19 protein-coding genes are annotated in these 20,725 nt (G+C 72.4%); 11 read left to right on the top strand and 8 right to left on the bottom strand.

Annotation, left to right across the window (positions count from 1 at the left end):
- Positions 1–107: 107 nt before the first annotated feature.
- Positions 108–914, bottom strand: a complete 807-nt coding sequence (locus ACFYL4_RS23970; protein WP_387521237.1) for a hypothetical protein — start codon at positions 912–914, stop codon at positions 108–110.
- Positions 915–1,066: 152 nt separating this feature from the next.
- Here ACFYL4_RS23970 and ACFYL4_RS23965 point away from each other — a divergent pair, with 152 nt between their 5' ends.
- The 8 genes from ACFYL4_RS23965 to ACFYL4_RS23930 all read left to right on the top strand — a co-directional run bounded on the left by ACFYL4_RS23965 (position 1,067) and on the right by ACFYL4_RS23930 (position 10,618).
- On the top strand, positions 1,067–2,893 hold the full coding sequence (locus ACFYL4_RS23965; protein ID WP_387521235.1) for a carbon starvation protein A: 1,827 nt from the start codon (positions 1,067–1,069) through the stop codon (positions 2,891–2,893).
- A 4-nt stretch (positions 2,894–2,897) separates the two neighbouring features.
- Positions 2,898–3,179 (top strand): cory-CC-star protein, encoded by a 282-nt coding sequence (locus ACFYL4_RS23960; RefSeq protein ID WP_357767409.1) that lies wholly within the window; start codon positions 2,898–2,900, stop codon positions 3,177–3,179.
- The gene (locus tag ACFYL4_RS23955; protein ID WP_387521232.1) at positions 3,176–4,120 is read left to right on the top strand and encodes an ArsA family ATPase; all 945 of its coding nucleotides are present in this window, start codon (positions 3,176–3,178) and stop codon (positions 4,118–4,120) included. Before ACFYL4_RS23960 ends, ACFYL4_RS23955 begins: the two co-directional genes overlap by 4 nt.
- A gap of 353 nt (positions 4,121–4,473) precedes the next feature.
- On the top strand, positions 4,474–5,544 hold the full coding sequence (locus ACFYL4_RS23950) for a substrate-binding domain-containing protein (RefSeq protein ID WP_357767415.1): 1,071 nt from the start codon (positions 4,474–4,476) through the stop codon (positions 5,542–5,544).
- Positions 5,545–5,606: 62 nt separating this feature from the next.
- On the top strand, positions 5,607–7,274 hold the full coding sequence (locus ACFYL4_RS23945; RefSeq protein WP_387521229.1) for a sugar ABC transporter ATP-binding protein: 1,668 nt from the start codon (positions 5,607–5,609) through the stop codon (positions 7,272–7,274).
- A complete protein-coding gene (locus tag ACFYL4_RS23940; protein ID WP_387521226.1) occupies positions 7,271–8,287 on the top strand; it encodes an ABC transporter permease in 1,017 nt (338 codons plus the stop codon). The genes ACFYL4_RS23945 and ACFYL4_RS23940 overlap by 4 nt, the downstream gene beginning before the upstream one ends.
- Positions 8,284–9,264 carry an ABC transporter permease gene (locus tag ACFYL4_RS23935; RefSeq protein ID WP_357767423.1) on the top strand — a complete coding sequence of 327 codons (981 nt, stop codon included), beginning with the start codon at positions 8,284–8,286 and terminating at the stop codon, positions 9,262–9,264. Before ACFYL4_RS23940 ends, ACFYL4_RS23935 begins: the two co-directional genes overlap by 4 nt.
- A gap of 85 nt (positions 9,265–9,349) precedes the next feature.
- Entirely contained in the window at positions 9,350–10,618 is a 1,269-nt protein-coding gene (locus ACFYL4_RS23930) for a Gfo/Idh/MocA family protein (RefSeq protein ID WP_387521223.1), read from the top strand.
- An 84-nt stretch (positions 10,619–10,702) separates the two neighbouring features.
- On the opposite strand, the gene ACFYL4_RS23925 is transcribed toward ACFYL4_RS23930, so the two are convergent.
- The 4 genes from ACFYL4_RS23925 to ACFYL4_RS23910 are packed head-to-tail and all read right to left on the bottom strand — an operon-like array spanning position 10,703 to position 13,948.
- Positions 10,703–11,176: an SRPBCC family protein gene (locus tag ACFYL4_RS23925; RefSeq protein ID WP_387521341.1), complete on the bottom strand. Its 474-nt coding sequence runs from the start codon at positions 11,174–11,176 to the stop codon at positions 10,703–10,705.
- A gap of 5 nt (positions 11,177–11,181) precedes the next feature.
- A complete protein-coding gene (locus tag ACFYL4_RS23920; protein ID WP_387521220.1) occupies positions 11,182–11,442 on the bottom strand; it encodes an acyl carrier protein in 261 nt (86 codons plus the stop codon).
- A 29-nt stretch (positions 11,443–11,471) separates the two neighbouring features.
- Positions 11,472–12,683 (bottom strand): beta-ketoacyl synthase N-terminal-like domain-containing protein, encoded by a 1,212-nt coding sequence (locus ACFYL4_RS23915; protein ID WP_387521217.1) that lies wholly within the window; start codon positions 12,681–12,683, stop codon positions 11,472–11,474.
- Positions 12,680–13,948 (bottom strand): beta-ketoacyl-[acyl-carrier-protein] synthase family protein, encoded by a 1,269-nt coding sequence (locus ACFYL4_RS23910; protein ID WP_387521214.1) that lies wholly within the window; start codon positions 13,946–13,948, stop codon positions 12,680–12,682. The genes ACFYL4_RS23915 and ACFYL4_RS23910 overlap by 4 nt, the downstream gene beginning before the upstream one ends.
- A 532-nt stretch (positions 13,949–14,480) precedes the next feature.
- Between ACFYL4_RS23910 and ACFYL4_RS23905 the strand changes: the two genes are divergently transcribed.
- From ACFYL4_RS23905 to ACFYL4_RS23895, 3 genes are read left to right on the top strand one after another with little or no spacing between them, the layout of a single operon-like run.
- A complete protein-coding gene (locus tag ACFYL4_RS23905; protein WP_387521211.1) occupies positions 14,481–15,170 on the top strand; it encodes a LysE family translocator in 690 nt (229 codons plus the stop codon).
- 51 nt (positions 15,171–15,221) lie between these two features.
- The gene (locus ACFYL4_RS23900; RefSeq protein ID WP_387521208.1) at positions 15,222–16,271 is read left to right on the top strand and encodes a 2-ketoarginine methyltransferase; all 1,050 of its coding nucleotides are present in this window, start codon (positions 15,222–15,224) and stop codon (positions 16,269–16,271) included.
- Entirely contained in the window at positions 16,268–17,311 is a 1,044-nt protein-coding gene (locus tag ACFYL4_RS23895) for a pyridoxal phosphate-dependent aminotransferase (protein ID WP_387521205.1), read from the top strand. The genes ACFYL4_RS23900 and ACFYL4_RS23895 overlap by 4 nt, the downstream gene beginning before the upstream one ends.
- A gap of 120 nt (positions 17,312–17,431) precedes the next feature.
- Here the strand turns inward: ACFYL4_RS23895 and gltS are convergent, their stop codons facing one another.
- Genes gltS through ACFYL4_RS23880 form a run of 3 tightly spaced genes read right to left on the bottom strand, consistent with a single transcriptional unit; the run spans position 17,432 to position 20,327 of the window.
- Positions 17,432–18,628, bottom strand: a complete 1,197-nt coding sequence (gene gltS / locus ACFYL4_RS23890) for a sodium/glutamate symporter (protein ID WP_387521202.1) — start codon at positions 18,626–18,628, stop codon at positions 17,432–17,434.
- On the bottom strand, positions 18,625–19,563 hold the full coding sequence (gene hutG, locus ACFYL4_RS23885) for a formimidoylglutamase (RefSeq protein WP_387521199.1): 939 nt from the start codon (positions 19,561–19,563) through the stop codon (positions 18,625–18,627). The genes gltS and hutG overlap by 4 nt, the downstream gene beginning before the upstream one ends.
- A 5-nt stretch (positions 19,564–19,568) precedes the next feature.
- Positions 19,569–20,327: an IclR family transcriptional regulator gene (locus ACFYL4_RS23880; RefSeq protein ID WP_387521196.1), complete on the bottom strand. Its 759-nt coding sequence runs from the start codon at positions 20,325–20,327 to the stop codon at positions 19,569–19,571.
- Positions 20,328–20,725: the final 398 nt, after the last annotated feature.

Below are 20,725 nucleotides of genomic sequence, written 5' to 3'. Positions count from 1 at the left end.
TCGGGGGAAAGACCGGTCTGGCTCATCGCAGGCTCCAGGGGAACGCACCACGCGGTGACGAAGGGGGACGTACCGGTGAGTGTTCCAGCGGGTGACGACGAACGGGGTCAGGTGGTGGAGCGGGACTCGGCGCGGGCGATGCCGGTGCGGCAGGAGCGGGCCAGGGAGCGGTGGTTGGAGAGGCGTTCCAGCAGACCATAGGGGGAGAGGGGACCGGCGGGGTCCGCTCCGGTGGGAGACCCCTGCGCTTCGGTGACGGTCAGGGTGTCGCCGGTGAGCGTGCCCCGCCGGGACCACCGCTCCCACCGTTCGAAGTCGGGGCTGTACTGGTGGGAGAAGACGAGGGCTGGTTCCCCCGCTCCGTCAAGGGGTGCTCCACCGCGCGCCCACAGGGTCACGCCGTCCTGGCCCGTCCAGTCCTCGGCGGTGACCACCTCGACCTCGGGGCGGCCCCGCCGGTCGCGCACCAGCAGGGCGTCGGCGGCCCGGGTCCGCGGGTGCAGGTCGCGCTGCTCCTCGACTTCGGTGAGGGAGACGATCACGCGCGGCACCCACCACCAGTTCTCCCGGCGGGCGATGAGGCTGTCGGCGCGCAGGCGGGTGGGCGGGTGCTTGAGCGCCTCCTGCTCCACGAGGTGCTCCACGAACAGGGAGCCGTCGACGTCCTCCAGCACCTCGACCGGCCCGGTGCCGACGACCGCCGCGCCGGTGCCCGCGTCCGCCGCGCTCACGCTGAGGGCCGCCGTCCGGCCCCTGAGGGAGAGGGCGGTGTCGGCCATCGAGTAGGGCAGCGCGACACACGGGAAGTCACGCCACATGAGCGGAACGACGGGAATACCCGAAGGGCCGGAAGGGGTGGTCCATGAGAGTTCGGCGACGGTGGATCGCTGCCAAACCGTGATCAGATCAGCCAAGGTCAGGCCTTATATGTGAGGAATGCCGCATGTTAATTTCTGGTGACTTTAACCCATGTTCCGAATCGGCCGCGACCCCCCAGGCTGACGAGCACGGATCGAGGGGTCGCGGTGACGGATCGGACCCGGAGCGTGAAAGGTAGGCCACGGCCATGCCCGCAGCCCTAGTCCTACTCGCGTCGGTGGCGGTGTTCGCCGTTGGCTACCGTTACTATTCGCGATATTTGGCAGAGAAGGTGTACGCGCTCGACCCCGGGTACATCACCCCGGCGCACACCTACAAGGACGGTGTCGATTTCGTTCCGACGAATCGGCACATCGTTTTCAGCCACCACTTCATCTCGGTGGCGGGAGCCGCCCCCATCGTCGGTCCGGCGGTCGCGGTGTTCTGGGGCTGGGGCCCCGCACTCGCGTGGATTCTGCTCGGCACCGTCTTCGCGGCCGGCGTGCACGACTTCGGCGCCCTGGTGGTGTCGGTCCGGCACAAGGCCCGCAGTATCGGCACCCTCGCGGGGGAGGTCATCAGCAAGCGCTCCCGCACGCTCTTCCTGGTGATCATCTTCTTCCTGCTGACCATGGTCAACGCGGTGTTCGCCGTGGTCATCTCGAACCTGTTCGTGAACTACCCGGCGGCCGTCCTGCCGGTCCTGATCGAGATCCCGCTGGCGATCGCGGTCGGCCAGATCGTGTACAAGAGGCGCTCCTCCGCGCTGGTGCCGTCGATCATCGCGCTGGCCCTGGTGTACGTGTGCATCCCGCTCGGCGTGATGTTCCCGATCGACATCACCGGCGTCTCCGAGGCCATGGGGATGACCCCCAACACGGTCTGGATCATCCTGCTGTTCGTGTACGCGTTCGTGGCCTCCCGCATCCCGGTGTGGATGCTGCTCCAGCCGCGCGACTACATCAACCTGCACCAGATGATGCTGGCCTTCGTGGTCATCTTCCTCGGTGTCATCGTCGGGTGGGACACCATCGTCGCCCCGGTGATCAACAGCGACGTCCCGGCCGGTTCCCCGCCCTGGTTCCCGCTGCTGTTCGTCACCGTGGCCTGCGGGGCCATCTCCGGCTTCCACAGCCTGGTCTCGTCGGGTACCACCGCCAAGCAGATCGACAAGGAGACCGACTCCCGGATGGTCGGCTACCTGGGCGCCGCCGGTGAGGGCACGCTCGCGGTCTGCTCGATCCTGGCCTGCACCGCCGGTGTGGTCGCCGCCTCCGCCTCTCCGCTGGCGGACTGGAAGGGCCTGTACAGCGACTTCGGGTCCGCGTCCGCCGGGGCCACCGGCAACTTCGTCGAGGGTGTCGGCCAGTTCGCCCACAACCTCGGCGTCCCGCTGGAGATCGGCGTCATCTTCGCGGTGGTCGTGGTGGTCAGCTTCGCCGCCACCACCATGGACACCGGTGTGCGCCTCCAGCGCTACATCGTCCAGGAGATCGCGGAGATCGTCCGCTTCCGCCCGCTGGCGCGCAACCTCACCGCGGCGACCCTGGTCGCCTCGATCGTTCCGCTGGGCCTGGCGCTCATCCCGGGCGACTTCGCCTTCGGTACGCTCTGGCAGCTGTTCGGCACCACCAACCAGCTCACCGCCGGGCTCGCGCTCGCGGTGATCGCGGTGTGGGTGACCAAGCGCGGCCGCAACCCGCTGGCCATCCTCATCCCGCTGGTCTTCCTGCTGGTGATGACCTCGTGGGCGCTCGTCGTCAACCTGGTCGCGTTCCTGAAGTCGGACTCGCTGATCGATCTCTTCCTGCTGGCCCCGCTGGACTTCGTCATCTTCGCGCTGGCGATCTGGCTGGTCATCGAGGCCGGGCTGGCGCTGCGCAAGGCGTTCGCCGCGCGCCGGGCGGGGGAGCTGCCCGTGGACGGCGAGGAGGAGTCCGGTGGGGCCGTCTCGCCGGAGACCGCTCCGTCCGGGGCCGCGGGCTCCGAGGGCGTCACCGCCGAGGGCACCGACCCCGACCCGAAGGAGAAGTAACGACGTGGACCCGACGGGTGCGCTCTCCCGCGTGCGTGACGCCTGGAAACGGCTGGAGGCCTTCCACGACGAGGTCTTCGCCTCGCGCTGGCGTCAGGAACTGCGCCGGGAGGCGCGCACCCAGGAGGACACGCTGCGGGCCCTCCTGCTCCTGGAGACCCTGGGGGTGGAGGGGCCCGTCTCCTATGAGACGCTCGACCTGATCCCGTACATGGTGGCCGACCTGCACGAGTGGCACCTGCGTATGGGGCGCGACGATCTCGGCGGACCGGGGGTGTGCTGTTGAGGCTCGGCCGAGGACGCCGTGAACGGCGGGTGCCACCCGCGCCAGTGCCGGGGGAGGCTCCCATCGTCTTCTTCGGCGGCAAGGGCGGGGTCGGCAAGACCACGACCGCCGCCGCGTACGCGCTGGGCTTGGCCGACGCGGGCCTGCGCACCCTGCTGGTCTCCACCGACCCGGCCCACTCCCTCGGCGACGCCCTGGACGTGCCGCTCGGCGACGACCCGGTGCGGGTGGCGGAGCACCTGTGGGCGCGCGAACCCGACGCGGACGCGGCCCTGCGCCGCAGGGTGCGCAGGATCGGCGACGACGCGAGCGCCGCCCTGCCCCGGGAGATCCTGCCCGCCGTCACCCGCCACCTGGAGCACGCGGCCGCCGGTCCCGGGATGGCGGAGTCGGCCCTGGCCGACCTGCTCATGGACGCCATGGAGGAGGTTCCCGGCACGTGGGACCGGCTGGTGGTGGACAGCGCCCCCACCGGTCACCTGCTGCGCCTGCTCGACCTGCCCGAGCTGCTCACCCCGTGGGTCCAGGGCCTGGTGCGCCAGCGTGAGCGCGCCGTGGACGCCGACCGTTTCGTGGTCGGCGTGGTCGGCGGTACCGGGGACGGCGCACCGGACGACCCTCTGCTGGAGAGGCTGCACGCCCGTCGCCGACGGCTGGAGCGGGCCGCCGCCCGTCTGCGTGAGGACGCCGAGGTGAGGCTGGTCCTTCTGCCGCGCCGCATGGTGCTGGCCGAGACCGACCGGGCGGCGGCACGGCTGGTGGAGACCGGTTTCCGTCTGGGCCGGGTGATCGTCAACCAGGTCCCCGAGGACGTGGACCCGGCGGTGCTGGGCGCCGTCCGGGAACGCTTCGCCGCCCACGGCACGGTGGAGGTGCCGTTGGGCGCCTCGGAGCCGATCGGCCTGCGGGCCCTGCGCGCCCTCGCCGCGCGACTGGGCTGACCGGCGCCCCCGGCCCGTCCCTCGGCGGCTCTCGCCCGTCGCCTCCTCCGCACCGCACCTCTTCCGCACAGCACCTCTTCCGCACCCCCTTCGGGCCTCCGCTCTCGCTCCTCGGCACCGGAGGCCCCGTGGGCTGCCCCGGACCTCGCAACCGGCTCCGTCCCGTTTCCGCAGGCAGGGCCGTCCCGGGGTGGTCACGCTCCGTTCTTTTGTGTCAACGGAGAGCGGATCATCGCATACTTTCGTCGATTGGCGGCAAAAAGGTTATTGACGGTCGCCACAAGGGTGCGTAGATTCGTGACTCAGCTCACAGGATGGAGGTCCCCCCGATGGGTTCGACGAGGCACCGGAACATGCTTGGGCGACGCTGGCGCGGGTCGCTGGCGCTGGGAGCCGCGGCAGTAGCGGGAACACTGCTGGCCACGGCCTGCAGCACACCCGAAGGCGGCGGGGCGGACGACACCGAGGGCCCCTTCACGATCGGGGTCAGCAACGGCTTCATCGGCAGCGAGTGGCGCGAACAGATGCTGTCCGAGCTGGAGACGGCCTTCGGCGAGTACGAGGCCGAGGGCGTCGTCGACCAGCTGGTCGTGGAGAGCGCCGACGTCGACATCAACGGCCAGATCCAGCAGATCCGCAACCTCATCCGTTCGGACGTGGACGCGATCATCGTCAACCCGAACTCGCCCACCGCGTTGGACCAGGTGTTCGCCGAGGCCGCCGCGCAGGGCATCCAGATCGTCGCCATCGACCAGGCCGTCGCCTCCGAGGACGTCGTCAACGTCGTCATCGACCAGGCCGAGTGGGCCTCGCTCTCCGCCCAGTGGCTGGCCGACGAGGTCGGCGAGGGCGGCCGGATCATCGCGGTCAACGGCATCGACGGGCACCCCGCCAACGAGGACCGCTGGTCCGGGGCGCGCGAGGTCTTCGACTCCGCCGGGGTCGAGGTGGTCGCCAACGACTACGCCGAGTGGGACCAGAACCAGGGCCAGACCGTCACCCGCGACCTGTTGGCCAGCAACCCCGACGTCGACGGCGTGTTCGTGCAGGACGGCATGGCCCTCGGCGCGTTCCGCGCGTTGCAGGCCGAGGGCCTCGTGGACGACGTCGTCATGACCGGCGAGGCCCGGGTGGGCTTCATGCGCGAGTGGGACACCCTGCGCGGGGAGGGCGACTTCACGAGCATCGGCGTCCCCAACCCGCCGTCCGTCTCGGTGTCCGCCCTGCACGTGGTGATCCGGATGCTCCAGGGCGAGGAGTTCACCGCCGACGCCCTCGACGGCAACAACGCCTGGCTGCCCATCCCGGAGACCGTCACCGACGACACCTTCGACGAGCGGTTCGCCGAGGTCTCCGACGAGAACGACGCCTACGCGGTGGACCACGCGCTCACGCCCGAGGAGGCCGACGCCTACTTCGAGTAGTGGCCGAGGCGTACCCACCCCGTGGCAGTGGCCGCGACCGGACAGGACCAGGGAGAGGACCCGTGGACTCACCGCCGTTCCTGAGTATGAGCCAGGTGCGCAAACGCTACGGAGGGGTCACCGCGCTGGACGGCGCCGACTTCGAGGCCGACTCCGGGACGGTGCACGCCGTCCTGGGGCCCAACGGGTCGGGCAAGTCGACGCTGCTGAAGGTGCTCACCGGGGTGGTCGCCCCGGACGCCGGACAGGTGCGGCTGGACGGAGCGCCGCTGCGCCCGCGCGGCCCCCGCGACACCCTGGCCGCCGGGATCAGCTCCGTGTACCAGGAGCTGTCGTTGGTCGAGGACTTCACGGTGCTCGACAACCTGGTGCTGGGGGTGGAGCCCTCCCGTTTCGGGCTCCGCGACCGCCGGGCCGCCCTGGCGCGGTCGCTGCCGTGGTTGGAGCGGTTCGCCCCGGCCTTCGGCGGCCGGGTGCCGGTCCGCGAACGCGTGGGCGACCTCGACCCGGGCGAACGCCAGGTGGTGGAGGTGTGCAAGGCGCTGGTACGCGACCCCCGGGTGCTGGTGCTGGACGAGGCGACCGCGTCGCTGCGGCGGGGCCAGGTGGAGGTGCTCTTCGAGGTCGTGGACGAACTCCGGGCGCGCGGGGCGCTGGTCCTGTTCATCACCCACCGGCTGGCCGAGATCTACGCGGTGTGCGACCGGGCCACGGTCATGCGCAACGGGACCGACGTGGCGACGGTGGCGGTGGCCGGGACCCCGGAGGCCGAGCTGCTGGAGCTGATGTCGGGCCGCCCCGCCGAGGGCCCGGGGGCCGCCCCCGCGCCCCGCGCCGCTTCGGGGGCGGCCCGGGCCACACCCGCCTCCTCCGACGACCCGGCCGCGCCGCCGCGCCTCGAGGTGCGGGACCTCACCGGCGACCGCCTCCACGGGGTGTCCCTGCGGGTGCGCGCGGGCGAGGTGCTGGGGCTCGGCGGACTCCAGGGGCAGGGCCAGTCCGAACTGATGGCGGCCCTGTTCGGCGCGGGTCGGCGCACCGGCGGCACCGTGCTGTTGGACGGCGTCCCCGTGCGCGCCCGCTCGCCCAAGCAGGCCGTCCGGGCCGGGTTCTGTTACGTGCCCGGCAACCGGGGCGTCCAGGGGCTGGCACTGGGCCGACCCATCCTGGAGAACCTCGCGCTGCCCTCCGTCGGGCGCCGCGCCCTGCTCGGCGTGGGGCTGTCCCGGCGCCGTGAGGTCGCGGCCGCCCGTGCGGTGGCCGAGCGCGTCAACACCCGGTACGGCTCCCTGGACGACCCCGTCTCGACGCTCTCCGGCGGCAACCAGCAGAAGGTCGTGGTGGGCAAGTGGTTCGCCACCCAACCCACCGTGGTGCTCATGGACGACCCCGCCAAGGGCGTCGACATCGGTGCCAAGGCCGAGATGTTCGAGGTGGTCGCGGAGCTGGCCGCCTCCGGGGCCGCGGTCCTGGTGGGCTCCAGCGACGACCGCGAGCTGGTCGAGGTCTGCGACCGGGTACTGGTGATGTTCGAGGGACGGGTGGTGGACGAGGTGTCCGGCGACCGGCTCACCGAGGACACCCTGATCTCCAGCGCCATGCACGTCACCGGCGACGACCTCGCCGCCGCGCGGGAGGACGGCCGCTCCGCGGAGCTTCCCGACCCCGGCCCCCCGGGCCAGCCGCCCCCCGCACCCCGACCCCACCCCGCCGAGGAGGGCGGAACATGAACCTCCTGAGGGGCACCAGCACGCACGACCTGCCGGGACCGGCGCGGTCCGTGCTGTCCGCGCACATGCCGACCCTGGCCGTGGGGGTCCTCCTCCTGGTCACGGTGACCGCGTCCGCGATCCTCCAACCGGGCTTCTTCTCGCCCTACGGCCTCAGCGCCAGCTTCGCCACCTTCCTGCCACTGGCCACCATCGCGGCCGCGCAGACCATCATCGTGCTCGGCGGCGGGATCGACCTGTCCATCGGCACCGTCGTCACGCTGTCCTCGGCGGTGTCGGTGGTGCTGATGCAGGGCGACGACGCCCGCCTGCCCCTGGCACTGGCCGCCGGGCTCGCCACGGGCGCCGCCTGCGGGCTGTTCAACGGCCTGGTGGTGGCGGTCCTGCGGCTCCAACCCATCGTGGCGACCTTCGCCACGAGCTCGGTCTTCGGCGGACTGGCCCTGCTGGTGCTGCCCACCCCCGGCGGCGAGGTGTCCCCGGTGCTCACCGGGACCTACCGGATGGTCCTGGCCCTGTACGTCCCCGTCCCCGCCGTGCTGCTGGTGGTCCTGTTCCTGGGCTGGCGGGTGCTGCGGGGAAGCCGCTTCGGGCAGCACCTGTACGCGGTCGGAGGCAACGCCGACGCCGCCTACACCTCGGCCGTCCCGGTCTCTCGGGTGCGGGTGCTCTCCTACACGCTCGGCGGGATGGTGGCCTCCCTGGCCGGGGTGGCGCTGCTGGCAGACGCCGGTGCGGGCGACCCCACCCTGGGCACCGAACTCACCCTCGGGTCCATTGCGGCCCTGGTCATCGGCGGCACCCGGCTGCGCGGTGGCTCCGGCGGCGTGGGTGGGGCGCTGGTGGGCGCCGTGGTGCTCTCGCTCATCCAGGGACTCGTGTTCTTCGCCGGTGTTCCCACCAACGCCCGCGAGTTCGTCTACGGCTGCGTCATCATCGCCGCGATCGCGCTCGCCGGGCTCCTCACCGCCCGCGACGGTTCGGCGGCCGCAGCACCAGGAGGACAACGATGACCCCCACCCTCCCCGCCCGCCGCCTGCTCCGGGACCCGGTGGTCGTCTCCGGCGCCGTCACCCTGGTGCTGTGGGCCGTGGCCAGCCTCTACTCCCCGGCCTTCGCCACGTGGGGGCACATCGTCACCACGCTGACCGTCGCCTCGTTCCTCGGGGTGATCGCCATCGGCCAGACCCTGGTGATCATCGCCGGAGGCGAGGGCATCGACCTGTCCGTCGGCTCGGCCGCGACACTGTCGGCGATCGTGGCCTCCCGCTTCATGGACGGTTCCAACGACGGATTCCTCCTCGCGGTGCTCATCGCCCTCGGCTCGGCCTGCGTCATCGGCGTGGTCAACGGGATCGGAGTCCTGGTCTTCCGGGTGCCCCCGCTCGTCATGACCCTCGGCATGATCGCGGTCGTGGCCGGGTTCATCAGGCTCTACACCGGCGGCCGCCCCGAGGGTTCGGCGGCGCCGCTACTGAACCAGCTGGTCACCGGCGACACCGTGTTCGGCATCCCCGGGGTCCTGTGGCTGTGGTTGGCGCTGTCGGTCGTGGTGGTCTGGCTGCTCCGGCGCACGTCGTTCGGGTGGCGGCTCTACGCGGTGGGTGCCAACCGGACCACCGCCCACCTGTCCGGCGTGAACCCCTCGGCGGTCCGGTTCAGCGCCTACGTGCTCTCGTCCCTGTTCGCCGGGGTGGGCGGGCTGCTGCTCCTGGGCTACTCCCAGAACGTCTACACGAACCTGGGCTCCGACTACATGCTCAACAGCGTCGCCGCCGTCGTGATCGGCGGGACCGCGCTGGTCGGCGGGGTCGGCGGCTACCTGGGCACCGTCGTGGGCGCCGTCCTGCTCACCGTCCTGAGCGCGCTGTTGCGCACCATGCAGATCGGTGGTGGCGAGTGGGGTGACGCGCCGCGCCAGATCCTCTTCGGGCTGGTGCTGATCGTCGTGCTCACCGCCTACGGCCGCCAGAGACACCTGCGCGCCTGACCCCCGGGGCCGTGACGCGGACACCCCCCGCGCCGTCGCGGCCCGCCACACCTTCGCACCACCAACTCGATGGGGAGACTCCAACGTGACTTCAGTGAACGGTCGGCTCGGCGTCGGCATCGTCGGCAGCGGGTTCATCGCCGACTTCCACACCCGCTCCTTCCGGGGCGTACGCGACGCGGACGTGGTGGCGGTGTGCGGCCGGACGGCGGAGACCGTGGGCCAGGTCGCGGACCTGGCCCGGGAGCTGCGGGTGGGCGACCCCGCCGCCTACGACAACGTGCGCGCGATGGTGCGCGACCCCGCCGTCCAGGCGGTGTGGGTGACCACCCCCAACCACGTGCGGGTGGAGACGGTCCGGGCGATCTGCGAGGAGGTCGCGTCGGGCCGGGCCGAGCTGCGGGGCGTCGCCATCGAGAAGCCCCTGGGCCGTACCGTCGCCGAGGCCGAGGAGGTCCTGCGGCTGGTGGAGGACGCCGGGCTGCTGCACGGCTACCTGGAGAACCAGGTCTTCGCCCCCGGAGTGACGCGCGCCCACGAACTCGTGTGGGCGCGCGGCGCCTCCGCGTCCGGCTCCCCCTACCTCGCACGGTGCGCCGAGGAGCACAGCGGACCCCACCGGGCGTGGTTCTGGCAGGGCGAGCACCAGGGCGGCGGGGTCCTGAACGACATGATGTGCCACAGCGTCGAGGCGTCCCGGTACCTGCTCACCCCGCCCGGCACCCGGGCCCGGGACTGGTTGCGGCCGGTGAGCGTGGAGGCCACCATCGCGTGCCTGAAGTGGGCGCGGCCGCACCACGCGGACGAGCTGGCCCGCCGGTTCGGGCCGGAGGTGGACTACCGCAGGAGCCCGTCCGAGGACTACGCCCGGGCCACCGTGGTCTACGTCAACGGCGACGGCCACCGGGTGATCGCCGAGGCGACCACCTCCTGGAGCTACGTCGGGGCGGGGCTGCGGCTCAGCTACGAGCTCCTCGGCCCGGAGTACTCCATGTCCTCCAACACCCTGGACACCGAGTCGCGGGTGTTCCTCAGCCGCGAGATCGCCGGCGGGGTCGGCGAGGACCTCGTGGAGAAGCAGAACGCCGAGGGCGGACTCATGCCGGTGGTGCCGGACGAGGCCGCGACCTACGGGTACACCGAGGAGAACCGGCACATGGTCGAGCGCTTCCTCGACGGAAAGCCGCCGAGGGAGGACCTCCACGACGGCCGGGACGTCACCCGGCTGCTGATGGCGGCCTACCTGTCCGCCCAGGAGGGCCGCCGGGTCGACCTCACCGACCCGGCCACCCTCGAACTCCTCGCGGGGTTTGTCCCCGACGTCGCGCGGGGTACCTGGCGCCCGGACGCCTGAGCCCCGGGACGCGCGGGGGCCCGCGCCCGTCCGGCGCCGTCACGGCGGCCGGTCGGGTCGCAGGCCCCCGAAGGGGCGGTCGGGTCAGGAGACCGGGTCGTCCGCCAGCTGCCGGGCCCTGGCCTCCAGGGTGTCCCTGATACCGGCCAGCTCCCTCGGGGCGCTCTCGTCGAAGTGCTCCCGCATCCGGGCGTCGTCGTAGGGCGCGCCCGGCTTGGTCGTGAACTGGTAGTGCCAGGTCAGGCCCACGCCCTCGGGCCGGTCCTCGTAGATCCAGTTCAGGTGCATGTAGTCGAACGGTCCGGTCTCCACCCGCACGGCCCGGGCCTCGCCCGCGTCCTGGTAGGTGGTGCGGTCCGACACCCAGGTCATCACGCGGCCCTGTTCGTCGGGGTGCTTGGTGATGCGGAACCTGACGGTGTCCCCCTCCCGGTGGATCACGTCCACGGAGGCGTGACCGGGGAAGAGGTCGGGCCAGGAGGCGACGTCGTTGGTCACCTCCCAGACGAGGTCGTAGGGGGCGTCGATGACGACGCTGTACCTGACGTCGACGGCCATCGTGATCACACACTTTCCACGGAAGTAGGGGAGCCCTCGTTGACGAGGGCGATCAGTGCGCTGGGGGAGGGCGACAGCTCGGCCTCGGGGCCCAACCTGCGGCCCACCCTGCGCTCGATCTCGGCGACGACGCCGAGGACGCCGAGGGAGTCGACCCCCAGCTCGTCGAAGGTCAGGTCGGCCGCCGTCTCCGCGTCGGTCCGGACCCCGGCGCTGGTGGAGATCAGCTCCACCAGCTCCTCCAACGTGACGTGTTCCTGCGCCATGCTTCTCCTCGGATCTCGAATCTCGGATGTCAGACGTGGTGCGGGCTGGTGAGGACGACCGCCGAGACCCCGCCGCCCGCCCCTCTGGACAGGACCAGCGCGTGCCGCAGGCGTGCGGGCCGGGCCACCCGGACCACGAGGTCGAGTCCGGAGGGCGGGTCGGGGACCCGGGGGGTGGGCGGGACGGTCTGGTGCTCCAGGCTCAGGACGGCGGCGGCCACGTCGAGAGCCCCCGCCCCGGCGTGCGCCCGGCCGAAACCGGCCTTGGGCGCGGTGACCGCCACCCCGTCGGGGAAGAGGAGCCGGAGGGCGGCGGCCTCGTCGGCGTCGGCCTTCGGCACCCCCAGGGCGTCGGCGAACACCACGTCCACCTCGGACGGAGCGACCCCCGCGCGGTGCATCGCCCCCCGGGCCGCGTGGAGCAGGCCCTCACCGCCGGGGTCGAGGCCGCCGACCCCGCCGAAGGCGCTCGCGTGCCCGGCGACGACGGCGCGCACCCGGGCCCCGCGTGCCTCGGCGTGCGCCCGTTCCTCCACGAACGCGACGGCCGCGCCCTCCGCGGGCACGTAGCCGCGGGTCCCCTCGGTGAAGGGGAGGTAGGCCGTTTCGGGGTCGTCGCCGTCGTCAAGCACACCAGACGCCGCCTGGCAGGCCAGCGAGTAGGGCGCGCCGAGCACGGACTCGCCCGCGCCGACCAGCATCGCGGAGCCGCCCCGGCGCAGTGCCTGACCCGCCTGGCCGAGGGCGTCGAGCATGCCCGGCTCGTCGGTCACCAGTACGCCGCACATGCCCTTGAGGCCGCTGCGGATCGACACCTGCCCGGTGCTGGCCGCGTAGAACCAGGCGATGGACTGGTAGGGCCCGACGTGGCTGGGGCCCCTTCCGTACAGGGAGGCGAGTTCGCGCTGGCCGAACTCGCCGCCGCCGGTGCCGGAGCAGAGCAGCACCCCGGTGGCGTAGGGGTCGGCGGCGACGTCGAACCCGGAGTCGGTCAGCGCCTCCTGGGAGGCCACCATCGTGAACCAGGTGAACGCGTCGGTCTGGACGACGAAGCGGCCGTCCAGGTGCTCGTGCGGGTCGAAGCCGCGCACTCGGCCGCCCAGGCGGACAGGGAAGTCGTCGGTGTCGAAGCCGGTCAGCGGGGCGATGGACGAGCGGCCCTCGGAGAGCGCCGCCCAGTACCCGTCGGTTCCCGTTCCCGAGGGCGAGACCACGCCCAGTCCCGTGATCACCAGGCTCATGACCGCACCTCGCTTCCCCGGTCCAGGACGACCGCCGACTGGAAACCCCCGAAGCCGCTGCCGACGGACAGCACCACGTCGACCCTCCGTTCCCGCGCCGTCAGCGGCACGTAGTCCAGGTCGCACTCGGGGTCGGGGGAGGTCAGGTTCGCGGTGGGCGGCACCACCCCGGTGTCCATGGCCAGCACGCACGCGGCCAGTTCGATGGAGCCGATCGCCCCCAGCGAGTGCCCCACCATCGACTTGATGGAGGTCATGGGGGTCCGGCGGGCGTGTTCGCCCAGGGCGCGCTTGACCGCGTCGGTCTCGTGCCGGTCGTTCTGCACGGTCCCGGACCCGTGCGCGTTGACGTAGTCCACCGCGGTGGCCGGAAGTCGCGCCTGGTCCAGCGCGGTCGTGATGGCGCGGGCCATCTCCGTCCCCTCACGGCGCAGGCCGGTCATGTGGAAGGCGTTGCCGTGGTTGGCGAAGCCCGCGACCCGGCACCGGGCGCGTGCGCCCCGGCGCCGCGCCGCGGACGCCTCCTCCAGGATGAGGATCGCCGCCCCCTCGCCCATGACGAAGCCGTTCCGGTGCCGGTCGAACGGCCGGGACGCGTGCCCGGGGTCGTCGTTGGTGTCCGAGGTCGCCCTGATGGCGTCGAAGCAGGCCATGGCGATGGGTGAGATGGGGGACTCCGCGGCACCCGCGACCACCACGTCGGCGAGGTCGTCCTCGATCGCCTGGGCCGCGTAGCCGACCGCGTCGAGGCCGGAGGTGCAGCCGGTGGAGACCGTGCGCACCGGTCCGCGCGCACCGACCCGCTCGGCGATCTCCCCGGAGAGCGTGCTCGGTGACAGGGCCCGTTCCAGGTGGGGGCCCGCGGCGCGGTGGTCGACGACCCAGTCGGCGCCGCCCCGGCTCATCGTGGCGTACTCGCGGTCCAGCCGGGTGGTCGCGCCGACCGCCGTCCCCATGCTCACGCCGAGGCGCCAGGGCGGCAGGTCGGCCGGGCGCAGGCCGCTGTCGGCCAGGGCCTCGGCGGTGGCGACGGCGGCGAACTGCGCGTAGCGGTCCATGCGCTCGACCTCGTGCGGGTCCAGCCCGTGCGCCGTGGGGTCGAAGTCGACCTCGGCGGCGATCCGGGAGCGGAAACCGGTCGGGTCGAAGAGGGTGATGCCCCGGGTCGCGGTCCGCCCCGCGGTGAGCATCTCCCAGAACCCGGCCGTGTCGGTCGCCCCCGGGGCGACCACCCCGATTCCGGTGACGACGGCCTCACGTGTCACGGCGCCTCCTCGGGGGACGGAGCGGTCGGGGGACGGCTGGTCTGGCTCACGGGGTCTTCTCCACGGTTGCGGGCACGCTGGCGCCGGGTCGGGGCAGGGGTGTGCTGTGCGGCGGAGCGGGCACCGGACAGACGTCGAGGGTGGACACGGGGGTCGTGGGGGGCCGCGCGGACGGCACCGGAAGGTCCGACCGCGGCCCGAATGGCTACTGTCAGCACATGTGATATCACGCTGAGGTATCGGTGGTCGGCAGGTCGCGCGGCCGCGTCGTACCTGGACGGCCAGCTTTTCCCGAATGGGGCTCCGAGGTCACCCCGCCGATCGGCGGTCCGGCGTTGTGTGATGGTTAAAATGGCCTTCTTGTTCCATTAATCGGCGTGAAACCCTCATATGCGAAACGCGCTTCCCGGGCGGGTCGGGGAAGAAACCGTGCCTTGGTCTCTTGTCTGTTCTCACGGTGCGTTATAGCGTGTGCGCGTATCTGAATGAGCATCCTCGCGAAACGAGTGGTATGGACGCTCAGCAGGCTTTGGTGTCCTTTGTCGTATTCTCGGCCATTGTCATCGTCACGCCCGGACCGGCCACGGTGATCGTCCTGAGAAACGGCATCGTGCACGGGGCGCGGCCCGCGCTCGCCGCGTCCGCGGGGGCCGCCCTCGGCTCGCTCGCGTGGGGGTTCGCCGCCGCGCTCGGCGTCGCCTCGCTCGTGGCGGGCTCCGACACCGCGCTGGGCGTCCTGCGCTACGCGGGCGCGGCCTACCTCGCCTACCTGGGGGTGCGGACGGCCCTCGAGCGCCCGCCCTCCCCTGATCCCGTCACACCCCCCGACCCCGCCGCCCCCTCCGCGGAGCCCGCCCCCGACACGGCCCCGGCGGCCGGTCGGACTTCCGCCAGTCGCACTCGCACACGCCCGGCCACCAGGTACAAGGCCTTCCGGCAAGGGCTCCTCGCCGACCTGTTGAGCCCGAAGGCCGGACTCTTCTTCCTCGCGGTCCTGCCCCAGTTCGTTCCGCAGGGATGGGCGCCCATGCCCGCCATGATGCTCCTCAGTCTCGTCGACTCCCTCCTGGTGGCGACCTGGCTCGGAGCCCTCTCCCTCTTCGCCCACCACGCCCTCCGACGCCTCCACCAACCCGTGTGGTACCGGACGGTCCAGGCCGTCTGCGGGCTCGCCCTCGTCCTGCTCGCACTGCACGTCGTCACGGCCGACCCGGGCCTTTAACCGAACCGGGGCCCAGGCACATCACGCGCAATGATCGCGAAGGGATTCGTCATGCCTGAAACCATGAAATCCGGGCTGGAGATCAGGCTGGTGGAGGCTTTGCAGCCGGTCAGGTACTTCGTTCTGGCGCAGGTACTCCACCAGTTCATGGATTCCGGAATCCAGGAAAAGCTCACCGCGGGTCCCCGAACCGCCGAGCAGTTGTCCGTATCCCTTTCCCTTCAGCCCCGACGCCTGGAGGGGGTGCTGCACTATCTCGCGAACGAGGGCTACCTGAGCGAGAACGACGGCGTATTCTCCTTGGAGGAGAAGGCGAAGGAGACCGCCGTGTTCTCCTCCTGGTACAAACTCCTCGTCGGCGGCTACACCCAGACCTTCGAACAACTCGGCCAGACCCTGCGCGAGGGCGCGGGCTTCGCCACCCGGTCGGGGCTGGACGTCGGCGTCGGCAGCTGCGGCATCAGCCAGTACGACGCCTACCCCGTGATCGTCGACCTGATCGAGGAGGTCCGCGACCGCTTCGCCTCCGTGGTGGACCTGGGCTGCGGGGACGGAAGCTCCCTGGCCGACCTCATGGAGCTCCTGCCCGACCTGCCCGCGGTCGGCGTCGACCCCGAACCGGCCAGCGTGCGCGCGGGGGAGGAGCTCATGCGCCGACGCGGCCTGGACGACCGCGTCCGGCTTCGAGTGGCCGGGGCGGAGGACGCCCCCGAACTCGACCTGGGCTCCGGCCCCGTCTGCCTCGTCTCCGCGTTCGTCCTCCAGGAACTTCTCGAACAGCGGGGCCGCGACGCGGTGGTCGGCCTCGTGCGCGAGGTGTTCGCGCACCGCCCCGACGCCCACTGGATCGTGATCGAGGTCGACAACCGCATCGACGACCGCACGGCGATGGCCCACCGGCTGGCCCTGGCCTACTACAACCCCTACTTCCTGGTGCACTACCTCACCGAACAGCGCCTGGAACGGGACCGGTTCTGGCACGAGCTCTTCACGGAGGCGGGGGCCGAGGTGGAACGGCAACGAACCGCGGACCCCCGCGTCGACTCCACCGGCTTCCTGCTGGGGTACCGACTGCGGGCCGACGCCGGAGGGGCCCGTTGATCGAGACACGCGCACAGGCCGACCGGGAGCCCGTACCCGGAGGGGCCGAGCTGAGCTCCAACGAGTCCCCCCTGGGCCCGCCCCCGTCCGCGGTGGACCGGCTCCTCGCCCTCCAGCACACCCTGCACCGCTACCCGCGCGGCGCGAGCGACCGGCTGCGCACGGAGATCTCCGGGCACTGGGGGGTGCGGCCGGAGTCCCTGGTCCTGACCAACGGGGTCGACGAGGCCATCGACCTGCTGACCTCGCTCACCGACCGGGTGTGGTGCACGGTTCCCGGCTTCGACGCCTTCTGGACGCGCCCGGAGACCCACGGCGTGCCCGTCACCCGGCTGCCGTTGCGCGAGGACGGGCAGCCCTCGGTCGTCCCGGAGCGGGTCGGCCCGCACGGGGTCGTCTTCGTCGCCCGACCCAACAACCCGACCGGGACGATCGTCTCCGGCGCGTGGCTGGACGCGCTGCCCGACCGCGTCGACTACGTCTGCGTGGACGAGACCTACGTCGACTTCTCCGAGGAGCCCGGGTACGTCCCGCGCCTGGGGGAGTGGGACAACCTCTGCGTCTTCCGCAGCCTGTCCAAGTCGTTGGGGCTGGCCGGACTGCGCCTGGGCGTACTGGCCGCCCCGCCCCGGCTCGCGGCCCGGCTGCGGGAGCGGCAGCGGTTCTACTCGGCGGACGCGGTCAGCCTCCACCTGGCGGCGGCGGCCATCGGCGACGACGCCTACCTGGAACGGCACCGGGCCCGGGTGGTCCGGGGGCGGGAGCACCTCGCGGACCTCCTTGCCTCCTCGGGACTGTTCGTCGAGGTCCTGCGCACCCGGACCAACTTCGTCGTGGCCCGGTGCCCGGACCCGGCCGAGGCCGTCCGTATCCAGCGGTGGCTCTCCGAACGCGGCGTCCAGGTGCACGAGTGCTCGCTGCTCGGATACCCGGGGCGCCTGCGCGTCTCCGTCGGAACGGAGGAGGAGACCGCCCTGCTCGGCGGGCTGCTGACAGAGCTGTCCCGGCAGCGCTCACCGGGGCCGCCCGCCCTGGAGTAACCCCACGGGGGCCAGGAGTGCCCGCGGCCGGTCACCACGCGCGGCGCCGGGGAGCCGGGCGCCGCAACGACGAGGGGCCCCGGGTCGACGACGACCCGGAGCCCCGGCGGCGACGTTCGGTCAGGCCACCGCGTTGATGCACCACACGATCCACGGCAGCGCCACGATGTCGATCAGCACCGCGCCCGCCAACGGGACGATCAGGAAGGCCTTCTCCGAACGAACCCCGAAACGGCGGTTGAAGGCGTCCATGTTCGCCATCGCGTTCGGGGTGCCGCCCAGACCGTGGCCGACCATGCCCGCCACCATCGTCGTGGCGTCGTAGTCCTTGCCCAGCACGCGGAAGACCACCAGGGCGACGAACAGCAGCAGCACGATCACCTGTACCGCGAGGAGCAGCACCAGCGGCAGGGCCAGCGCGTACAGGTCCCAGATCCGCAGCCCCATCATGGCCATGGTGAGGAACAGGCCCAGCGACAGCGACGACACGAGGGTCAGGGCGCCCTGGTGCATGCGCAGCCCGAACCGGTCACCGACGTTGCGCACCAGCGCGGCCACGATCATGGCCCCCACGTACGTGGGCAGCACGAACCCGGTCACCTCGCTGAACCACGTGCCCAGCGCGACCCCGGCGACCATCACCGTGCCGATCAGCACGGCGGTGTTCACCAGGGGACCGTAACCCACCGGCTCCTCGCGCTCCTCCACCTCGACCGGACCGTTCCCGACCTCGGCGGCGGACGGCACCTTCACCCCGTGGCGCCGCATCAGCCAGGAGGCCATCGGTCCGCCCAGCAGACCACCCGCGACCAGGCCGAACGTGGCGGCCGCGACCGCGACGGCGGTGGCGCCGTCCGTGCCCAGCGCCTCGGCGGTGGGCCCGAACGCGGCGGCGGCCCCGTGCCCGCCCTCCAGGGCGACGGCCCCGGCCATCACGCCCAGCACCGGGTCGAGGCCGAGGGCGGTCGCCATGCCGATGCCGACGACGTTCTGGAGGATCGCCAGCGTCCAGCACGCCAGCAGGTAGACGATCAGCAGCTTGCCGCCCTTGCGGAGCAGGCTCACGCTGGCGCCCAGGCCGATGGTGGTGAAGAACGCGATCATCGCGGGCTCTTGCAGCGTGGTGTCCAGCTCCAACTGGGCCACGCCGGTCTCCCGCAGGGTCAGCACGGCCAGCGCGAACGCGAAGCCGCCGATGACCGGACCGGGGATGCTGAACCGCTGGAGGAAGCCGATACGGCGCCGGGCGAACTCGCCCAGGAGCAGCAGACCGGCGGCCAGGGTCGTGGTCTGGATCAGGTCCAGGGAGATGTTCATGCGCTCCGCCCTCTGGCCGCGCGTACGCGGTCCACCATGCGCGCGGCCACGCGCGCGGTCCGTCCGTCCACGTCCAGCGACGGGTTGAGTTCGGCCACGTCGAACAGGGCCAGCCGGCCCGAGGCGGCGACCGCCTCGACCACGCCCTGCACGACCTCGGCGGGGACGCCCAGCGGCGCCGGGGCGCTCACCCCGGGGGCCACCCACGCGGGCAGGGCGTCCAGGTCGAGCGTCAGGTAGACGTCGTCCACGGAGTCGACGAACGAGCGGACGAACCCCAGCACCCGCTCCATGTGGTGGGCGGCGCACTGGTCGTCGGTGAGGTACTCGACCCCGAGCCGGTCGGCGCGGTCGAACAGCACGGGGGTGTTCCCGGCCTCGTTGACGCCGACGACGGCGTAGCGGAAGTCGCGGCCGCGGGCCCGTTCGGCCTCGTGGATCTGGAGGAACGGCGTGCCGGAGGTGGGCTCGGGCTCCTCGCGCAGGTCGAAGTGGGCGTCGATGTTGAGGATGCCCAGGGTGCGGCTGCGGTCCGCGCCCAGCCCCTCGTCCAGGCCCAGGTAGCTCGCGTAGGCGACCTCGTGGCCGCCGCCGAACACGACGGGGAAGTGCCCGTCGGCCATGGCCGAGGCCACCACCGAGCCGAGCGCGGTCTGGCCGCCCTCCAGGTCACCGTCGTCCACGAGGACGTCGCCCGCGTCGTAGAGGGCGTCGTCGCGGTGCAGGGCGAGCGGGGCCAGTGCCCGGCGGAGGGCGGCGGGGCCCTCGGCGGCACCGGTGCGGCCCTTGTTCCTGCGCACGCCCTCGTCGGAGGCGAAGCCGACGATCACGGTGCCGCGTCGGTCGGCGCCGTCGAGCGTGCGGACCGTGGTGTGCCAGCGCCGGTGCCCGGAGCCGGGGCCGTCGTCGCGCCCGGTCCAGACGGGGGGATTCACCCTCTTCAAATCGTTCCTCCACTCAGGTCACGCGCCGCCTCTTTGACGAGGCGGACGTAGTAGGGGCGCCGACGCTCGGTCAGCGCCGCCGGGGCCATCACGGTGACGACCCCCTTCAGGGCGCCCGAGTCGTCGAGCACGGGGGAGCTCGCGCCCCACACGCCCTCGTCGAGGGCGCTCTCGCTGACCGCGACCCCGCGCTCCCGCACCAGGGGGTGGGCCGCCTCCAGGCCCCGCACCCGCGCGGCGGGCAGGCGGTAGGCGGCGTACACCTCCTCGCGTCGGGACTCGGGGAGGTGGGCGAGCAGGGCCTCGGCCGTGGCGCCGCGCAGCAGCGGCCGCACGGCTCCGCGCGTGTAGCAGCAGCGCAGGACCCGGGCCCCCTCGACCGCGTCCACGCACAGGGCCTCGGTGCCCATCGGCACCATGAAGGCCGCCAGTTCTCCGGACTCGTGGGAGAGCCGTGCCAGCCGGGGGCCGATCGAGGTGCGTTCCAGCGCGCCGCTGCGGTACCGCTCGGCGAACCGGACCGCCACGGGCCCGGCTCCGTACGCGGGACCGGTGTCCCGGCGCTGTACGAAGCCGCTCGCCGAGAGGCGTTCCAACATGCGGTAGACGGTGCTGACCGGGATGCCGGTGATCTCGGCGACCTGTGCCGCCGTGGCTTCCTCGGTCTCGGCGAAGACCATCAGCACGCCGAGCAGGCGGTCGGTGGTCCTCCCGGCGTTACCGGAGACCGCGGTGGGTGCCGCGTCGGCGGACATGGCGTCTCCTTCCCCGGGCCGAGTGAGCTCCGAGCGGCGGTGCGGGCTCGGGACCGGCTCACTCTACGGATCGGACAAAAGGGATGAATAGGGCAAATTCTCACCCCATGGGAAGGCTATGTCCCGAGGTCCGAGCGGGTGGAGAGCCGGTTCTGTGAGGTCGGGCTCACGGACGGCCTGGAGGGGGACGGCGTCGAAGGACGTGCGGCGGACGGCTCCGGCCCAAGGAAAGGGGAGGTCAGAGGGGTGTCGGCGCAGGGCAACGCGAGGCCGGGGGCGGGCCGGGGGGGCCCCCCCCGCCCCCCCCCCCCCCCCCCGGGGGGCCCCCCCCCCCGCCCGCGGCCCCCCCCCCCGGCGGCGCCCCCCCCCCCCGCCCGCCCCGGCCCCCCCCGGGGGCG

Source organism: Nocardiopsis sp. NPDC006938 (assembly GCF_042869555.1).
In the GTDB taxonomy this organism is placed as follows: Bacteria; Actinomycetota; Actinomycetes; order Streptosporangiales; family Streptosporangiaceae; genus Nocardiopsis.
This window is presented reverse-complemented; position numbering and strand designations above follow the sequence as displayed.